Consider the following 15799-nt stretch of genomic DNA (forward strand, 5'->3'; position numbering starts at 1 on the left):
GAGTGCCGCTGTTTTCGTTCGAAGGTAAGACGCCCACGGTTCACCCGGACGCGTGGATCGCGCCGACCGCGACATTGATCGGCGATGTGACGGTCGAGGCCAACGCCTCGGTCTGGTACGGCGTGGTGATCCGTGCCGACTTCGGCGCCGTCGTGATCCGCGAACGCGCCAACGTGCAGGACAACTCGGTCATCCACCTTGCCGGCGGGACGTGCGAGGTCGGCCCCGGTGCCACCATCGGGCACCTGTGCGTCCTGCACGGCGGCACCATCGGCGCCGACGCGCTGATCGGCAACGGCGCGATCGTGCTCGACGGTGCCGTTGTCGGGGCGCGTGCGCTGGTGGCCGCCGGTTCGACCGTGACGCCGGGAACCGAGGTGCCTGGCGAGACCGTAGCGTTCGGCACCCCGGCCAAGAAGTTCGCGCCCCTCGACGGGAAGACGAAGGTGTGGGTCGACCACAACGCGGCCATCTACACCGAGCTTGCGCGCCGCCACCGCGACGGCATCGCGCCGGTCTAGGACCGCGTGTACGGCACGGTCGTGGTCAGCTGCACGAACCCCAGCTTCTCCAGGATCGGCCGGCTGGTGGGCAGCGCGTCGGTACGCAGATAGCGGTAACCGCGGGCAAGCGCGAGCCGCGCCCGGTAACTCACCATGGCGCGGTAGATGCCGCGGCCACGCCACTCCGGCACCGTGCCGCCACCCCACAGGCTCGCGAAGTCCGTGCCAGGGTGGAAGTCCACACGCGACGCGCACACCGGCGTGTCACCAGCCAGAGCGAGCACGGGAACGATCGCACCCGTCGCCACCCGCTCACGCATGCTCTCGATCATCGGGCCGTGGTCGCCGCCGAAGGCCTTGTCGTGCACGTCTTGTACCTGCCGCAGACTGTCCTCATCGGACGCCTCAACGAAGTGAACACCTGACGGGGGCCCGATTTCGGGTAGCTCGGTGGCGTCGGCGACCATCAACGCCTCCGCCTCGTCCGGCTGGAACCCGGCGGCGCGCAGGCGTTCCGGCAGGTCTGCGGGCCGGTCGTAGGCGTAGTACTTCCACTCGAACGACCGCCCCCGCTCGCCGAAGTACCGGACCTGCTCGGCGATCACGTCGTCCGCGGTCGTCTCGTCCAGATCGGACCATTCGACGCCGGACCAGCCGTCCTCGCGTTCGCTCAGACAGCGGATCACTTGACCGGCCCGTTCGCTGCGCGCGTCGTCCCCCACGGTGTTGCGCAGCTGCTCGTCGAACGCCGCGAGCACGGCAGCCTGGTTCATGCTGACAAGTGGAACACCGCCGTCAAGCCGTTTACCTACGCGCCACGGCCAGCCGGTGCGCGGTGGCACCCAGGACGGCGGGCTCCCGCTCGGTGCGTTCGATGAGCTCCAACAGCACGGCACGCTTGTCCGGATCGGACAGTCGGTCGGCGAGATCCGGCATCCACTGCGCCATTCCTTCGACGGGTAGAAGGTCGACGAGCGTGAGCCCGGCGTCGGCGATCTCGGCGCGGATCTCCTCGGGGCGGTGGAAGTAGCACGTCGTGAAGCCGTAGGGGACGTTCTGCGTCCCGCGACGTGTGCCAGTGGCCAGGTCCTCGCGGAGCATCGGCAGGAACCCAGGGGAGTCGACAACGCCGCGCAGCATCGCCTCGTACAGCGGCGCCCACCGACTGATGACGGCCGCGACGACGAGGTCACGTGTCACCCGGCGCGCCTCAGCCAGCGCACGAACTCGTTCCTCGCGGTCGAGCAGGTGGTAGAGCGGGCCCAGGAGCAGCACGACGTCGCGACTGGCGTCTGGCTCGTCGAGCGCCCGCGCGTCACCGAGCATGGCGTCGATGCCCTTCGCCAGGGCGGTAGCGACGTGCCGGGGGACTGGGTTGACGAGTTCACGCGATGTCCCTGCGCGGTGAGCCAGGTCGCGTAGACGCCGGACGCCCCGCCGACGTCGAGAACGTCGGACGCCGGCGGCAGGTAGCGGCGCAGCAATTCCTTGGTGCGCAACAGTTCTATCGAGTCGGCCAGGCGTGTGTCCTCGCCGCCGCGCTCGTAGTACTCGAGGATGTCGGCGTCCATGAAAGGACGGTAGTCGGCCGAACTCGAAATCGCATTTGAGTTTGACGTAACGTCAATTCCTAGCGTGCCGTGCATGGCACCGAAGAAGAAGCAGACGTTCCAGACGACGCTCGAACTGCCGGCCGGCGAGGCGCCGATGGTCGATCTCGGCAAGATGCTGGGGCAGACCGGCGTGAACCTGGTCGAGGTCAAGCGCGCTTACGACACGGCCACGGCGACCCAGCGCGGCGATGTGGTGCCGGTGGTGGTCACGGTTTTCGAGGACCGCACTTTCACCCTGCGCCTCAAGACCCCACCAACCGCGTTCCTGATCCGAAAAACCTTGGGCAGCAAGGGATCCGCGCAGCCGGGCCACGCGAGCGCCGGTTCGCTGACGACTGCCCAGCTGCGCGCGATCGCGGAACGCAAACTGCCGGACCTGAACACGACCGACCTCGATGCGGCCATGCGAACAATCGCAGGTACGGCCCGCTCAATGGGAGTGTCCATAATGGACAAGGGACCAGTTGTCCACAGCCGCCCCGGTTATCCACAGGCAAGATCGACATCGGGGTGACTGTCACCCCCACCCGGTAGACTGGCACGGCGGGACGCCCCCGGGATCGGGTGGGGGTTGGGGTGATGTACTGCGCGGATTTCGACGAAATTCAGGGGCGAAGGGGCCAGGGCAAAGCGGTGAGCGGGTCCTCGGGAGCGCTAGCGTCTGCCCGTGGACTGCTACGTGTGTGACAAACACCAGTCCGGTGAGGGCGTGATCGCCGGGGACGGGCTCATGGTGCTCGGCCACGTGTTGCCCGATGCGCCCGGCGCCGATGGGCGCGTCTACCTCGGGCATCTGGTCGTCGAGCCGCGACGGCACGTGTCCGGTCTCGCGGACCGCACCACGGACGAGGCCGCCGCACTCGGACGATGGGCGGCGCGGGCAGCGAAGGCGCTCCAGGCCGAGCACGTCCTCTCGTCGGTAGTCGGGCACCAGATCGACACCTGCACCTGCATCTCGTCCCCAGGTACCCGGGCACGCCGCGCGAGTACTGGTGGCCGCGGCTCGACGAGCCCCCCGACGCGCCCCTCGGGGGGCTGGTCGAGGTCACCCGGGTGGTGGATGAGATCCGGACACGACTCGATGTCGTCTGACCCGCTCGATAGTGTCAGGGGCGCACCGATGACGATGGAGGCGACCCCCGATGCACCAGCCGGCGATTCCCCACCTTGCCGCCGCCGATCCCGAGCTCGCGCAGCTCGTCGAGAGCGAGGCCCAGCGCCAGTTCGAGAAGGTTCGGCTCATCGCGTCCGAGAACTACGTCTCGACGGCGGTCCTCGAGGCCACCGGTTCCGTGCTGACCAACAAGTACTCCGAAGGCTATGCCGGCAAGCGGTACTACGAGGGCCAGCAGCTCATCGACCCCATCGAGTCGCTCGCCATCGAGCGGGCCAAGGCGCTCTTCGGGGTCGACCACGCGAACGTGCAGCCCTACTCCGGCTCGCCGGCCAACCTCGCCATCTACCTCGCGCTCGCGAACCCTGGCGACACGATCATGGGCATGGCGCTGCCGGCCGGCGGGCACCTCACCCACGGCTGGTCCGTGTCGGCGACCGGCAAGTGGTTCCGCGCCGTCCAGTACGGCGTGCGCAAGGACACCGGGCGTGTCGACCTGGACGAGGTGCGTGACCTGGCCAAGGCCGAGCGGCCGAAGCTGATCTTCTGCGGCGGCACCGCGATCCCGCGCACGATCGACTTCCCCGGCTTCGCGGAGATCGCCAACGAGGTCGGCGCGGTCCTCGTCGCCGACATCTCGCACATCGCGGGCCTGGTCGCCGGCGGGGCGCACCCCTCCCCGGTCGGGCACGCCCAGATCATCTCCACCACCACGCACAAGACGCTGCGCGGTCCCCGTGGCGCGATGCTGCTGTCCGACGCCGAGCACGCGAAGGCCCTGGACAAGGCTGTCTTCCCCGGGCTGCAGGGCGGCCCGCACAACCACACGACCGCCGCCATCGCCGTCGCGCTGGCCGAGGCGTCGCGGCCGGACTTCCGGGACTACGCGGCCGGGGTGGTCGCCAACGCCAGGGCGCTCGCCGACGCGCTCCTCGCCCACGGGTACGACCTGGTCTCCGGTGGCACCGACAACCACCTGATCCTCATGGACGTGACCGGCAAGGGCATCGCCGGCAAGCCCGCGGCCAAGGCACTCGACCGCGCCGGGATCGAGCTCAACTACAACACCGTGCCGTTCGACCCGCGCAAGCCGTTCGACCCGTCCGGGCTGCGGCTCGGCACCGCCGCGATCACCACCCGCGGCCTGGGTGTCGACCAGATGCCGCAGATCGCCGAGTGGATCGACCGGACGGTCACCGCCGCGAACGACGCCGACGAGACCGCGATCGCGGCCGTCGCCGCCGAGATCCGTGAACTCCTCAAGAATTACCCGATGCCGGGCTGGGCCTAGCCAAAACCGGACACACAGGCAGAAGCTCGCGCTACCGTCGCCTCATGCGGTTCAGCAGGCGGCGGCAGCGCGAGCGGGCCGAACGGGCGGCCGCGGACGACGAGGCCGACGCCGCCTTCTGGCACGGGATCGCACGCTGGGGCCCCGGACCACGACCGCCGCGGGGCCCGAGCGAGGACATCAGGCCCTACCGCGGGTTCCGTCGCGGGCGGGCCCGGATGCGGCCGGACCCCACCGGCTACGACGAGCCCACCTCCCCGGACCGCGAGCAGTGGGCCGAGCCCCGCGCGGGCGACCCGACGCTCGACCCGGTGCTCGGCGACTCCGACGACGAACCCTGGACTCGCTAGCCGCGGACGAAGCGTGGGGTGCTTGGCGAGCTCTCGTTGTTGACCCGGTCCAACGCCGTCACGACGTAGGTGTAGCGCTGGCCGGGGACGGCCGTCGTGTCGGTGAACCTCTGCAGCGGGCCGCGGTCGGCGCGGACGGTGCCCATCAGGTACCGCGCGTCGGCGAGGTCGCAGCGGCCCAGGAACCGGTGACCGTCCAGCCGGTACACGGCGTAGGACGTCGCCGCGCCCGACACCCACGCCAGCCGGACGCCGCTCGACGTCCTGGTCGCGTCCACGATCGCCGGCAGTCCTGGGCCACGTCCCACCAGCCGGCCGGAGGTCGGCGGTATCGCCGGGTGCTGGTAGTGGTCGGCCTTCACGATGGACATGTGCGAGAGCCGGTTGGCGCGGACCTGCACGGCCGAGAAGTAGATGTCGCCCTTGACCTGGGGGAAGTCCCGGTTGAACGTCAGCTGCCGGCTCATCTCGGCCGGGTCCTGCCACGCCGCGGGCTGTGCCGGGTTCGCCACCTTGTGGTTCGCGTGTCCGATGTAGAGGTTGACGTCGGTGCCGGCCACCACCGCCGACCACCACGGCACGAGCTTCGCGTAGTCCGCCGCCGTGAACCCGATGTTCCAGTACACCTGCGGCACGATGTAGTCGATCCACTCCTCGCGCACCCACTTGACCGTGTCCGCGTACAGGTCGTCGTAGGTCTGCACGCCGGCCTGCGTCTGCGAACCGGTCGGGTCGGTGGCCACGTTGCGCCACACCGCGAACGGGCTGACCCCGAACTGCACCCACGGCTTCGCCGACCGGATCTCCTCGGATATTCCGGAAATCAACGCGTCGATGTTCTGGCGGCGCCAGTCGGCGAGCGGGAGGCCGCCGCCGTACTGCGCGTACGTCGCCGCGTCGTCGAAGGTCTGGCCCGCCACCGGGTACGGGTAGAAGTAGTCGTCGAAGTGGACGGCGTCGAGGTCGTACCGGCGCACCGCGTCCATGATCGCGTCGATGGTGTGCTGCCGGACCTCGGGAATGCCGGGGTTGTAGTAGAGCTTGCCGCCGTAGGAGACGATCCACTCCGGGTGCACGCGGGCCGGATGCGTCGGTGCCAGCGCGTTGACGTCGGTGGTCATCGATACCCGGAACGGGTTGAACCAGCCGTGGAACTCAAGGTTCCGCTTGTGCGCCTCGGTGACCGCGAAGGCGAGCGGGTCGTAGCCGGGGTCCACGCCCTGCGTGCCGGTCAACCAGTGCGACCACGGTTCGTACTGCGACGGCCAGAACGCGTCGGCGGTCGGCCTGATCTGCACGACCACGGCGTTCAGCCCCTGCGCCACGGCCTCGTCGTACCAGCGGACCAGCTCCGCCTTCTGCTGGTCGGCGGTGAGCCCCCGCTGGGAGGGCCAGTCGATGTTGGCCACGCTCGCGATCCACTCGGCACGCAGCTGCTGCTTCGGTGCCGCCGGGTCGGGCGCGCACTGGCCCGCCGCGGGCACGTCGGGGGTGGCCGTCGCGGCTGGTGCGGCCGCGCTGAGTGACAGGGCTGCTGCCACGACCACGGTGAGGAATCTGCTGCGATGTCCGAGCATTGAAGCAGTCTGTCGGGTTTGTACCGGCCATGTCACGCATCACAACTATTTCGCTTGCCTCATGACCTAGGCTAAGCGCATGCTTGTATCGACCAACTAATTGTCTGATGCATGCAACAGGGAGGGCTGGTCGTGGTCGCATCGGGGATCGACTCCGAGGCAGCTGAACTGACCCAGCGGGAGATGGACGCGGGTCAGCGGCTCGCCACTCTGATGTTCGCGCTGGGCAAGCAACAGGCGGCGTTGGGTCACAAGATCAGCAGGGCGGGCGGCGTCGACCGCTCGACGATCATGTTGATCAAGCAGCTCGTCGTCCTGGGGCCGAGCCGGTCAAGCGCGCTCGCGGCGGCTGTGCACTCCGACCCGTCGACGGTCAGCAGGCAGGTCGCCGCGCTCGTGCGTGACGGCCTGGTTGAGCGAAGGGCAGACCCGGACGACGGCCGCGCGAGCGTGCTCGCGCCGACCGAGGCCGGGCTCACGCTCCTGAAAGAGCAGCGCATGCGGATTGGCGACGCGCTGGCTCGCGTAATCCGGCAGTGGGCGCCAGAAGACGTGGACACGTTCCTCGAACTGCTTGAACGGTTCGCGGTCGACCACGAGGCCAGCCTGCCGGCGATGATCAACGAATGCGCGACTTTCGTCGTGCGTTCCGAAGGGGAGAAGTAGATGTCCGAGTCAACCTCGCGCGCCGTGCCCGAGGTGCAGGGGGAGCGGGGCGCGTTGTCGCACCGCCAGATCATGACGATCCTCGCCGGGCTGTTGCTCGGCGTGCTGCTGGCCGCCCTCGACATGACGATCATGGGTTCGGCGACAAAGACGATCGCCGACCAGCTGCACGGCCAGACCATCCAGGCCTGGGTGACCACCGCGTACCTGATCACCTCGACGATCTCGACGCCGCTGTACGGAAAGCTGTCCGACATCTTCGGCCGCAAGCCGATGTACCTGAGCGCGATCACGTTGTTCCTGGTCGGCTCGGTTGCGTCCGGGTTCGCGAACTCGATGTACGAGCTCGCCGCGTTCCGCGCGGTCCAGGGCCTCGGCGCCGGCGGTCTGATGTCGCTCGCGCTCGCGATCCTCGCCGACCTCGTGTCGCCGAGGGAACGCAGCAAGTACCAGGGCTACTTCATGGCGGTCTGGGGCACGTCCAGTGTCCTCGGCCCGGTCATCGGCGGGTTCTTCGCCGGCGCGAACACGTTCCTCGGCATCGACGGGTGGCGCTGGGTGTTCCTGGTGAACGTGCCGGTCGGCATCGTCGGGCTGATCGTCGTCGCGAAGTTCCTGAACGTGCCGCACACCAGGGTCAACCACCGCGTCGACTACTGGGGCGCCGGCGCGCTCGCGACCGCGCTCGTGCCGCTGCTGATCATCGCGGAACAGGGTCGTGAGTGGGGATGGGGTTCCCCGGCGGCGCTGGCGATGTACGGCATCGGCGCGCTCGGCCTGGTCGCGTTCGTGCTGGTCGAGCGGTCGATGGGCGACGAGGCGCTGCTACCGCTGCGGTTGTTCCAGCGGCCGGTGTTCTCGCTGACCAACGGCCTCAACTTCGTGATGGGTATCGGCATGTTCGGCATGATGATGTCGCTGCCGCTGTACCTGCAGATCGTGAAGGGCGCCACGCCGACCGAGTCCGGTCTGCTGAGCCTGCCGATGACCGCCGGCATTCTCGTGGCGTCGATGGGCAGCGGCATCCTGATCTCGAAGACCGGTCGCTACAAGCGGTTCCCGGTCACCGGGCTAGGGATCATCTCGGCGTCGATGTTCCTGTTCGCCCAGATCGGCCTGGACACGCCGATGTGGCAGACGATGCTGATCATGGCGCTGGCCGGTATCGGGTTGGGCCTGTGCATGCAGACGCTGCTCCTGGCCATCCAGAACGACGTGCCTGCCAAGGACATGGGCGTGGCCACCTCGTCGGCGATGCTCTTCCGGTCCATCGGCGGCACGGTCGGCACGGCGGTGTTCCTGTCGATCCTGTTCAGCGTCGTGGGCGGCAAGATCGCGGGCGCGTTCGCCAGCGTGCGGACCGACCCAGCGTTCCTCGCCGCGCTGCAGGAGAACCCGCAGTTCGCGCAGACGCTGCAGAGTGGTGGCCTCGACCTGAACAACACCGAGTTCCTGAACTCCCTTGACCCGACGCTGGCCCGGCCGATCCTGACCGGGTTCGCCGAGTCGATCGACACGGTGTTCATGGTCGGCGGGTTCGTGTCGCTGGTGGCGTTCGTGATGATCTGGTTCCTCAAGGAAGCACCGCTGTCCGACAAGTCGGGCATCCAGCGGGTCGCCGCCGACGAGGAAGCGGCCGCGGCCGCGCCAGTCGCGGCACACTGACCGGGGGAAGGTGAGAGCCCCGCGCGCCCACGGGCGCGCGGGGCTCGCCCTATAGTGCGCCGCCATGCCCAGTCGCTGGCGGCAGGTGCTCGCCGTCGTCCTCGCTGTCTTCGTCGTCGCGGCCGGTGTGGTGGTGGTCGTGGCGAGCGGTGGCGGGGCCGAGTCGTCCAGCTTGTCGTCGCCCACCTCACGCACGACCCCCGAGCCGACTCCGACTCTGTCCGTGGACTCCGGATGCCATATCGATGCCGGGCCCGTTCAGTTGGCGGAAGTACCGGCCCAGGTGAGCACGCGGGTGGACCGGGCGTGGGAGCGGATCGAGACCTGGCTCACCGAGCACGCCCCGGTCACGGCGGCGTCCCTGCGCCCGCCGGCCGACGACAGACTGATCATGGCGGTGCAGCGGGCGGTCGGCGTGCGGCTGCCGCCAGAGCTGATCGCGTCCCTGCGCCGGCACGACGGGGTCGGCGCGGACATCGGTACGGCCTTCATGCTCGCGGAGGGCATGTACCCGCTGACCGCGGATGCGATCGTCGACGAGGCGACCGTCATGTGCGACGTGCTCAAGAGCATCGGCCTGGACGGGCTCGTCGAGGGCTGGTGGCACGGCCGGTTTGTGCCGGTAGCCACCGACTACGGCGGTGACCTGCTGTTCGTGGACGGCGGGCGGCTCGGCCGGCACTACGAGGCGGGTGACGTGACGTTCGACGGCGGCTACGCGGACATGCTGGAGCGGACCGCCGATGCCCTGTGGACCGAGGATCCGCTCGTCGTCAACGGCGTGCTCCAGTGGCGTTAGTGCAGGCCGCCGGCCTCCTTGAGGCGCGCGTAGGAGCGGACGATCTCCCTCTCCGCCTCGTCGCGGCCCACCCAGGTGGCACCCTCGACGCTCTTGCCGGGCTCCAGGTCCTTGTAGACCTCGAAGAAGTGCTGGATCTCGAGCCGGTGGTACTCGGCGAGATGGTGGATGTCGCGCAGGTGCTCGGTGCGCGGGTCCTCGGCGGGCACGCACAGCACCTTGTCGTCACCGCCCTTCTCGTCCGTCATCCGGAACATGCCGATGGCCCGTGACTTGATCAGGCACCCGGGGAAGGTCGGCTCCTGGACGAGCACCAGCGCGTCGAGCGGGTCGCCGTCCTCGCCGAGGGTGTCCTCCACGAAGCCGTAGTCGGCCGGGTACTGCGTGGCGGTGAAGAGTGTCCTGTCGAGACGGATACGCCCGGTGACGTGGTCCATCTCGTACTTGTTGCGCACGCCTTTGGGGATTTCGATCGTGACGTCGAACTCCACGGTTTTCCTCGCTCAGATCGGGCTCGTCGTTTCCCGATAGTCTGGCGTACCGGTGTTACCGATTGGGGAGGGCACGTGCCGCAGCCCGGCGATGGCGACCGCTGGCCGACGACCGACGACGACAGGCAGTCGGAGCAGGCAGGGGACGCCTCGACCCACAAGCTGCCGGTGCCCGAAAAACCCGCCGACGTGGGCTGGTTCGAGCCCCCGGCCTCGAACGGGCGTGACGAACCACACGCCAAACCGGCCCAACAACTGACCCAGCCGATGAGCTGGCCGGTCGCCGACCTGGAGCAGCAGGCCAAGAACGCGAACACCGAGGCCATGAGCTTCGTCAGACCCGTGGCCACTCCCGAGTGGCCGAACGAGGAATCCTCCAGTCCGGACTGGCCGGGCGAGCCGGAGAACGACCAACCCGCGGCCGAGCTGCCGACGCCGGCCAGCCCAGAAGGCGCTGACACGGCGTCCCCTGTGGAACCGGCCGACGAGCCGACCGACCAGGCCGTCTCCGCCGAGCAGGACGATTCGACACAGGCGGCCGACCGGACGGTGGCCAACCTCGCCCCGGCCAAACCCGAGTCCGCCGAAGACGTTGACCGAGGAGGCGCCGAGTCGCCGGCACCTGACGAGGCGACCGACAAGGGCGACGCGGAGCCTGAGCACAGTCCCGCCGCCGACACCGAGCCGCCAGAACCTGCCGCGCCCGAGGAAACCGCGGCATCCGACTCGGCTGGCACCGATGACTCCGCCGAGTCCCAGATCAGTGAGCCGGCCGGTCAGTCCGCCACGCCCGACGACTCTGGTGCCGATGGCGCGAGTGACACCACAGAAGCTGATCACGCCAGTTGGCCGGCCGATGATCGCTCTCGTGCCGGTGAGCCCGCCGACGACCCAGGCCACTCCCGTGGCGGTCAGGAAGCTGAGGCCGCGACACCTGATCGTTCTCCTGGCGGTTGGTTCTCCGAGGCCGAGCCCGTCGACCCCCGAGCCGATCGCCCACCCGAGCCCACGGCGGCTGATCGAACCCAGATCGTTCAACCCGTCGCAGGACCCGACCCCACCCGGCCAGATCGACCCCGCCCGAGCGACGCGGCACCGCCGCCCGAACGCCCCCGCACCGGGTCGTCCGCCGAGGCCACCGTCGTCAACCTCGCCCGACCAACGCCGCCGAACCCGCCGACCGACGGCCCCACGGTCTTCCTCCGGCCGGTCCAACCGCCGCCACCGCCACGCGAGCCTGACAGCCAGCCGCCCAGCTTCGTCCGGCCCCGCCACGACACCTACCAGGCACCGGACAGCGCGACCGTCAGCATGCCCCGCCCGGAGCGCGCGTCCGAGCGGCCGCCACCCGAACCACCCCGGGCCGCACCGCAACGCGTCGAACCGGCCCCCGACGAGCCGGCCGCACCACGCAAGAACAAGAAACTCCTCGTCATCGCCGTCGCGATCGTGGCCGTACTCGGGCTCGCGGCCGGTGTCGTCTTCGGTGTCCCCGGTGTGTCCGACAAACTCGGCCTCACCGGCGAGGACCCCGTCGCGATCAAGCAACCGCCCGCACCCATCACCTACAGCCCCGGGCTCCGCGCCCCGGACAGCAACGCCCCAGCGCCGTCCCCGGCCGGCGTCGCGTCGACGCTGGCCGGACCCGTCTCCAACTCGGCCCTCGGCACACTCACGGGCCTCGTCATCGACCCGGGCACCAACCAGACCCTCTTCGAACGCGACCCCGGCAACGCGATCATCCCGGCGTCCACCGGCAAGATCATCACCGCCGCGACCGCGTTGCTCAGCCTCGACCACACCCAGCAGCTGGTCACCAAGGTCGTGCAGGGCGAACAGCCCGGCGAAGTGATCATCGTGGGCGGTGGGGATCCCACGATCTCCTCGCTCAAGGTGGGCAACGAGTCCATGTATCCCGGCGCGGCGCACCTGTCCGAGCTCGTCGACCAGGTCAAGGCCAGCGGCGCGCAGGTCACGACCGTCTACATCGACCAGAGCCGCTACACGGGACCGGAGCTGGAGTCGACCTGGCTACCGGAAGACGTTGGTGCGGGCTACATCGCGCCGATCGTCCCGGCCATGCTGGACGGTGACCGGCGGGACGCGACGGTCAACTACTCGCCGCGCACGAACGACCCCGGCCGCACGCTGGTCGATGAGTTCGCCTCCCGCATCGGGGCGAGCCCGGGCGCGTCGATCGACGAGACGGCGCCGGCGAACGCGAAGGTGCTCGGCGAGATTCGGTCCGCGCCCGTGTCCCAGCTCGTCGACAACATGCTGGACCGTTCGGAGAACACGCTCGGCGACATCCTCGCCCGCGAGGTCGCCATCAAGACGGGCCAGGAGCCGTCGTTCGAGGGCGCCAACAAGGCGATGCTGGACATCCTGCGCCAGAACAACTTCGACGTCACCGGCGTCGAACTGCACGACGGCAGCGGAATGTCCACAGAGAACAAGGTGTCGGCCAAGCTGCTCGCCCAGATCCTCGCGGTCGCGGCCGGCCCGGACGGCAAGGACCCACGTACCGCCAAGCTCCGCCCGCTGCTCGGCGGTCTGCCCGTCGCCGGCGGCAGCGGCACGCTCGCCGAGCGCTACACCCAGGGCGCCGCTGCCGAGGGCCGTGGCTGGGTGCGGGCGAAGACGGGCACGCTCTCGGGTGTCAACTCGCTCGCCGGCATCGTCCTCGACAAGGACAACCGGCCACTCGTGTTCGCGTTCCTCACCAACGGCAGCAACGCGAACGCCGCCCGGCCCGCGCTGGACGCGGTCGCCGCCGCGTTGCGCGGCTGTGGCTGTCAATGAGGCCGGCGAGGCGCCGAAGTTCGTAGACGCATCTCAGGTCCGGTCAGGTAGCGTCGATGACATGAGCACGGCGACCAGCCCGGTCCAGCAGCCAGCCACCAGGAACCCGGTCGACTGGGGTGTCGCCGTGGCCACCGCGCAGCGGCTCGTCAAGCCGGGCCCCGCGGTGCCGATCGAAGAGGCGGAACGGGCCGTCACCGGGCTGCGTGACGTGACGGGTATCGCCGAGACACATGTTCGTGAGCTGACCGGTCTCGGCCACGACCTGCCGCTGTACCCGGGCGAGGTCGTGGACCGCCGCCGCTGGGTGGAGGCCGCGGCTGAGGGACTCGCCGTGCTGACCGATGGCGCGTTGCCGGCCGGCCCGAGCCGTGCGATGGGTGGCGTGCTCGCCGGCAGCGCCGGCGTCCAGGCCGGCATGGTGCTCGCGTTCCTCGGCGGCCGCGTGCTCGGCCAGTACGACCCCTTCGGCGGCGAGCGGGCGAGCGGCCGGCTGCTGCTGGTCGCGCCGAACATCATGGCCGCGCAGCGGGCGCTGGACGTGCCGGCCGAGGACTTCCAGATGTGGGTGTGCCTGCACGAGTGCACACACCGGCTGCAGTTCACGGCGGTGCCGTGGCTGCGGGACTACTTCGCCGGTGAGGTCGGCGCCTTCCTCGCCGGGCTTGACGAGACCGCGACCAGCGCGTTCGCCCGTCTGCCCGAGGTCGTGAAGCAGATCCGGCGCCGCGAGACCGACCTGGGCGACTCCGGCCCGATCGGGCTGGTCGAGCTGCTGCAGACGCCGAAGCAGCGAGAGGTCTTCGACCGGCTGATCGCGCTGTCGACGCTGTTGGAAGGGCACGCCGACCACGTCATGGACGCCGTCGGCCCTGCCGTGGTGCCCAGCGTGGCGACGATCCGCGCCCGGTTCACGGCCCGGCGCCGCGGCGGCGGCATGCTCGACCGGATCCTGCGGACGCTGCTGGGCGTCGACGCGAAGGTCAAGCAGTACGCGGCGGGCGCGGCCTTCACCAGGTACGTGGTGGACGAGGTCGGCATGGCGGGCTTCAACCGGGTCTGGGAGTCGCCGGAGACGGTGCCGCTGCGTGCGGAGATCGCCGACCCGGCGGCCTGGGTGCGGCGCGTTCACGGCCGGTGACCACGTTCCAGCCCGTCTTCCGCACTAGGCAGGCGGTGCGGCAACTGCTCGACAAGGCCGGTCCGGTCGCCGATGTCGCGGTCGCGGTGTCCGGCGGCGCTGACTCGCTCGCGCTTGCGGCCGCCACCTCTCACACAGCGTCCCAGCGCGGTCTGACTGTCCACGGGCTCGTCGTTGACCACCAGTTGCAGCCCGGTTCGGCGGACGTCGCGGCCGGGGCAGCGAAGCAGCTACACGGACTCGGCATCGACGACGTTCAGGTGCTGACGGTGACCGTGACCGGCCGTGGCGGCCCGGAGGCGGCTGCACGCGTGGCCCGGTACCAGGCGCTCCGTTCAGCGGGCTTTCCTCTGGTGCTGCTGGGCCACACCCTCGACGACCAGGCCGAAACCGTGCTGCTGGGCCTCGGGCGCGGCTCGGGTCCCCGTTCGATCGCGGGCATGTGCGACCTGGACCCCCCGTGGGGCCGCCCGTTTTTGTCGGTGCCCCGTGCTACCACTGTCGCGGCATGCGAAGTGCTGGGTCTGACCGTGTGGGACGACCCCCACAACGTCGATCCGGCCTACACGAGGGTCCGGCTGAGGAGGGAGGTGCTGCCGCTGCTGGAGGACGTGCTGAAGGGTGGGGTGGCACCCGCGTTGGCACGGACCGCGGCGCAGCTGCGTGACGACACCGAGGCACTGGACACACTGTCGGCAAGGCTGCTCGCCGCCGCGCTGGTCGCAGGGGAGCTGGACGTGGCGGTTCTGTCGGCCGAGCCGCCCGCGCTGCGGCGCAGGGCCCTGCGCCGCTGGCTCCTCGACGCCGGTGTGCCCGAGCTGACGGACGCACACCTCCGTTCGGCGGACGCGCTGATCGGCGAATGGCGGGGTCAGGGGGCCGTTTGGGTGCCGGGCGACTTTGCGGTAGGGCGGGCCCGTGGCAGGCTGCGGGTGACCGCGTGCCCGGAGCCGAGCGAACGAGGCGGCAGCGGATGAGCGCGGCTCCAATTTCAACGCAGCCAGGAGAGGGGTCCGGGTGTACGGCGAAGACATCGCCTCCGTCTTGATCACCGAACAGCAGATCCAGGACAAGATCAAAGAACTCGCGAAGCAGGTGTCCGACGACTACCCGGAACGCGGGGACCGCGCGGACCTGGTGCTGGTGGGCGTGCTGAAGGGCGCGGTCATGTTCATGACCGACCTGGCCCGCGCGCTGGCGGTCCCGGTGCAGATGGAGTTCATGGCGGTGAGCTCGTACGGCTCGTCGACGTCGTCGTCCGGCGTCGTGCGCATCCTGAAGGACCTGGACCGCGACATCGCGGGCCGGCACGTGCTGATCGTCGAGGACATCATCGACTCGGGCCTGACCCTGTCGTGGCTGCTGAAGAACCTCGCGTCCCGCAACCCGGCGTCGCTGGAGGTGTGCACACTGCTGCGCAAACCGGAGGCCGTGAAGGTCGAGGTGCCGGTGAGGTACGTGGGCTTCGAGATCCCGAACGAGTTCGTGGTCGGCTACGGCCTGGACTACGCGGAGCGCTACCGCGACCTCCCGTACATCGGCACACTGGACCCGAAGGTCTACTCGTCGTAACCGAGAGTGTCCGCGGACACGCACAGTCGCCCTTTGTGCTGATAACGTCCCCGACCGTCATCCACGTGCGTTAACCTCGACACCTGTCACGCGCCGCACGCGAGGGGTGTGCGCGTCGGGGAACAACCGGGGAGCACAAGGGTGTACGAGGCAATCGGAGGCGCGGTCAGCGCATTCAGCGCCGCCGCGATGGCAGGCCAGGTCTCGATCGAAGC

15 protein-coding genes and 1 pseudogene are annotated in these 15799 nt (G+C 69.6%); 11 read left to right on the forward strand and 5 right to left on the reverse strand.

Features of this window, described 5'->3' with window-relative positions:
- Window positions 1-2 precede the first annotated feature (2 nt).
- Window positions 3-521 (forward strand): gamma carbonic anhydrase family protein, encoded by a 519-nt coding sequence (locus VF106_RS10605; RefSeq protein ID WP_330839453.1) that lies wholly within the window; start codon window positions 3-5, stop codon window positions 519-521.
- Here the strand turns inward: VF106_RS10605 and VF106_RS10610 are convergent.
- From VF106_RS10610 to VF106_RS50855, 3 genes and pseudogenes are all read right to left on the reverse strand, one after another.
- Complete coding sequence (locus VF106_RS10610; RefSeq protein ID WP_330839454.1) at window positions 518-1276, reverse strand: GNAT family N-acetyltransferase; 759 nt, start codon at window positions 1274-1276, stop codon at window positions 518-520. The genes VF106_RS10605 and VF106_RS10610 overlap by 4 nt on opposite strands.
- A 31-nt stretch (window positions 1277-1307) precedes the next feature.
- Window positions 1308-1703: a hypothetical protein gene (locus VF106_RS10615; protein WP_330839455.1), complete on the reverse strand. Its 396-nt coding sequence runs from the start codon at window positions 1701-1703 to the stop codon at window positions 1308-1310.
- A 51-nt stretch (window positions 1704-1754) separates the two neighbouring features.
- Window positions 1755-1829: pseudogene (locus VF106_RS50855) on the reverse strand (hypothetical protein); the annotation flags it as partial.
- A 318-nt stretch (window positions 1830-2147) separates the two neighbouring features.
- Here VF106_RS50855 and VF106_RS10625 point away from each other — a divergent pair.
- The 3 genes from VF106_RS10625 to VF106_RS10635 all read left to right on the forward strand — a co-directional run bounded on the left by VF106_RS10625 (window position 2148) and on the right by VF106_RS10635 (window position 4871).
- Window positions 2148-2630: an uL11 family ribosomal protein gene (locus VF106_RS10625; RefSeq protein WP_330839457.1), complete on the forward strand. Its 483-nt coding sequence runs from the start codon at window positions 2148-2150 to the stop codon at window positions 2628-2630.
- A gap of 628 nt (window positions 2631-3258) precedes the next feature.
- The gene (gene glyA, locus VF106_RS10630; RefSeq protein WP_330839458.1) at window positions 3259-4521 is read left to right on the forward strand and encodes a serine hydroxymethyltransferase; all 1263 of its coding nucleotides are present in this window, start codon (window positions 3259-3261) and stop codon (window positions 4519-4521) included.
- Window positions 4522-4565: 44 nt separating this feature from the next.
- Entirely contained in the window at window positions 4566-4871 is a 306-nt protein-coding gene (locus VF106_RS10635) for a hypothetical protein (RefSeq protein ID WP_330839459.1), read from the forward strand.
- Here VF106_RS10635 and VF106_RS10640 read toward each other — a convergent pair.
- Window positions 4868-6448, reverse strand: a complete 1581-nt coding sequence (locus VF106_RS10640) for a glycoside hydrolase family 10-like protein (protein WP_330839460.1) — start codon at window positions 6446-6448, stop codon at window positions 4868-4870. The two genes, VF106_RS10635 and VF106_RS10640, sit on opposite strands and share 4 nt — an antisense overlap.
- A gap of 111 nt (window positions 6449-6559) precedes the next feature.
- Between VF106_RS10640 and VF106_RS10645 the strand changes: the two genes are divergently transcribed.
- From VF106_RS10645 to VF106_RS10655, 3 genes are all read left to right on the forward strand, one after another.
- The gene (locus VF106_RS10645) at window positions 6560-7114 is read left to right on the forward strand and encodes a MarR family winged helix-turn-helix transcriptional regulator (RefSeq protein ID WP_330839461.1); all 555 of its coding nucleotides are present in this window, start codon (window positions 6560-6562) and stop codon (window positions 7112-7114) included.
- On the forward strand, window positions 7115-8779 hold the full coding sequence (locus VF106_RS10650; protein ID WP_330839462.1) for a DHA2 family efflux MFS transporter permease subunit: 1665 nt from the start codon (window positions 7115-7117) through the stop codon (window positions 8777-8779).
- A 64-nt stretch (window positions 8780-8843) separates the two neighbouring features.
- Complete coding sequence (locus VF106_RS10655) at window positions 8844-9578, forward strand: SMI1/KNR4 family protein (RefSeq protein ID WP_330839463.1); 735 nt, start codon at window positions 8844-8846, stop codon at window positions 9576-9578.
- Here the strand turns inward: VF106_RS10655 and VF106_RS10660 are convergent.
- Window positions 9575-10069 (reverse strand): inorganic diphosphatase, encoded by a 495-nt coding sequence (locus VF106_RS10660; protein WP_330839464.1) that lies wholly within the window; start codon window positions 10067-10069, stop codon window positions 9575-9577. The two genes, VF106_RS10655 and VF106_RS10660, sit on opposite strands and share 4 nt — an antisense overlap.
- A gap of 75 nt (window positions 10070-10144) precedes the next feature.
- Between VF106_RS10660 and dacB the strand changes: the two genes are divergently transcribed.
- The 4 genes from dacB to hpt all read left to right on the forward strand — a co-directional run bounded on the left by dacB (window position 10145) and on the right by hpt (window position 15584).
- The gene (gene dacB / locus VF106_RS10665; RefSeq protein WP_330839465.1) at window positions 10145-12871 is read left to right on the forward strand and encodes a D-alanyl-D-alanine carboxypeptidase/D-alanyl-D-alanine endopeptidase; all 2727 of its coding nucleotides are present in this window, start codon (window positions 10145-10147) and stop codon (window positions 12869-12871) included.
- Between the two features lie 61 nt (window positions 12872-12932).
- Window positions 12933-14012 (forward strand): Rv3626c family coenzyme F420 biosynthesis-associated protein, encoded by a 1080-nt coding sequence (locus VF106_RS10670; protein WP_330839466.1) that lies wholly within the window; start codon window positions 12933-12935, stop codon window positions 14010-14012.
- The gene (gene tilS, locus VF106_RS10675; protein ID WP_414638924.1) at window positions 14009-14989 is read left to right on the forward strand and encodes a tRNA lysidine(34) synthetase TilS; all 981 of its coding nucleotides are present in this window, start codon (window positions 14009-14011) and stop codon (window positions 14987-14989) included. Before VF106_RS10670 ends, tilS begins: the two co-directional genes overlap by 4 nt.
- 40 nt (window positions 14990-15029) lie before the next feature.
- Window positions 15030-15584 carry a hypoxanthine phosphoribosyltransferase gene (gene hpt / locus VF106_RS10680; protein ID WP_330839467.1) on the forward strand — a complete coding sequence of 185 codons (555 nt, stop codon included), beginning with the start codon at window positions 15030-15032 and terminating at the stop codon, window positions 15582-15584.
- Window positions 15585-15799: the final 215 nt, after the last annotated feature.

The sequence above is a fragment of the Actinophytocola sp. genome, from assembly GCF_036378875.1.
GTDB lineage: Bacteria > Actinomycetota > Actinomycetes > Mycobacteriales > Pseudonocardiaceae > Actinophytocola.

What these genes read in the sequence shown, in the direction of transcription:
- VF106_RS10625 (WP_330839457.1), top strand. Translation starts at nt 2,148, where the DNA reads ATGGCACCGAAGAAGAAGCAGACGTTCCAGACGACGCTCGAACTGCCG.
- VF106_RS10670 (WP_330839466.1), top strand. Translation starts at nt 12,933, where the DNA reads ATGAGCACGGCGACCAGCCCGGTCCAGCAGCCAGCCACCAGGAACCCG.
- glyA (WP_330839458.1), top strand. Translation starts at nt 3,259, where the DNA reads ATGCACCAGCCGGCGATTCCCCACCTTGCCGCCGCCGATCCCGAGCTC.
- VF106_RS10655 (WP_330839463.1), top strand. Translation starts at nt 8,844, where the DNA reads ATGCCCAGTCGCTGGCGGCAGGTGCTCGCCGTCGTCCTCGCTGTCTTC.
- VF106_RS10645 (WP_330839461.1), top strand. Translation starts at nt 6,560, where the DNA reads ATGCAACAGGGAGGGCTGGTCGTGGTCGCATCGGGGATCGACTCCGAG.
- VF106_RS10640 (WP_330839460.1), bottom strand. Translation starts at nt 6,448, where the DNA reads ATGCTCGGACATCGCAGCAGATTCCTCACCGTGGTCGTGGCAGCAGCC.
- VF106_RS10635 (WP_330839459.1), top strand. Translation starts at nt 4,566, where the DNA reads ATGCGGTTCAGCAGGCGGCGGCAGCGCGAGCGGGCCGAACGGGCGGCC.
- VF106_RS10650 (WP_330839462.1), top strand. Translation starts at nt 7,115, where the DNA reads ATGTCCGAGTCAACCTCGCGCGCCGTGCCCGAGGTGCAGGGGGAGCGG.
- VF106_RS10610 (WP_330839454.1), bottom strand. Translation starts at nt 1,276, where the DNA reads ATGAACCAGGCTGCCGTGCTCGCGGCGTTCGACGAGCAGCTGCGCAAC.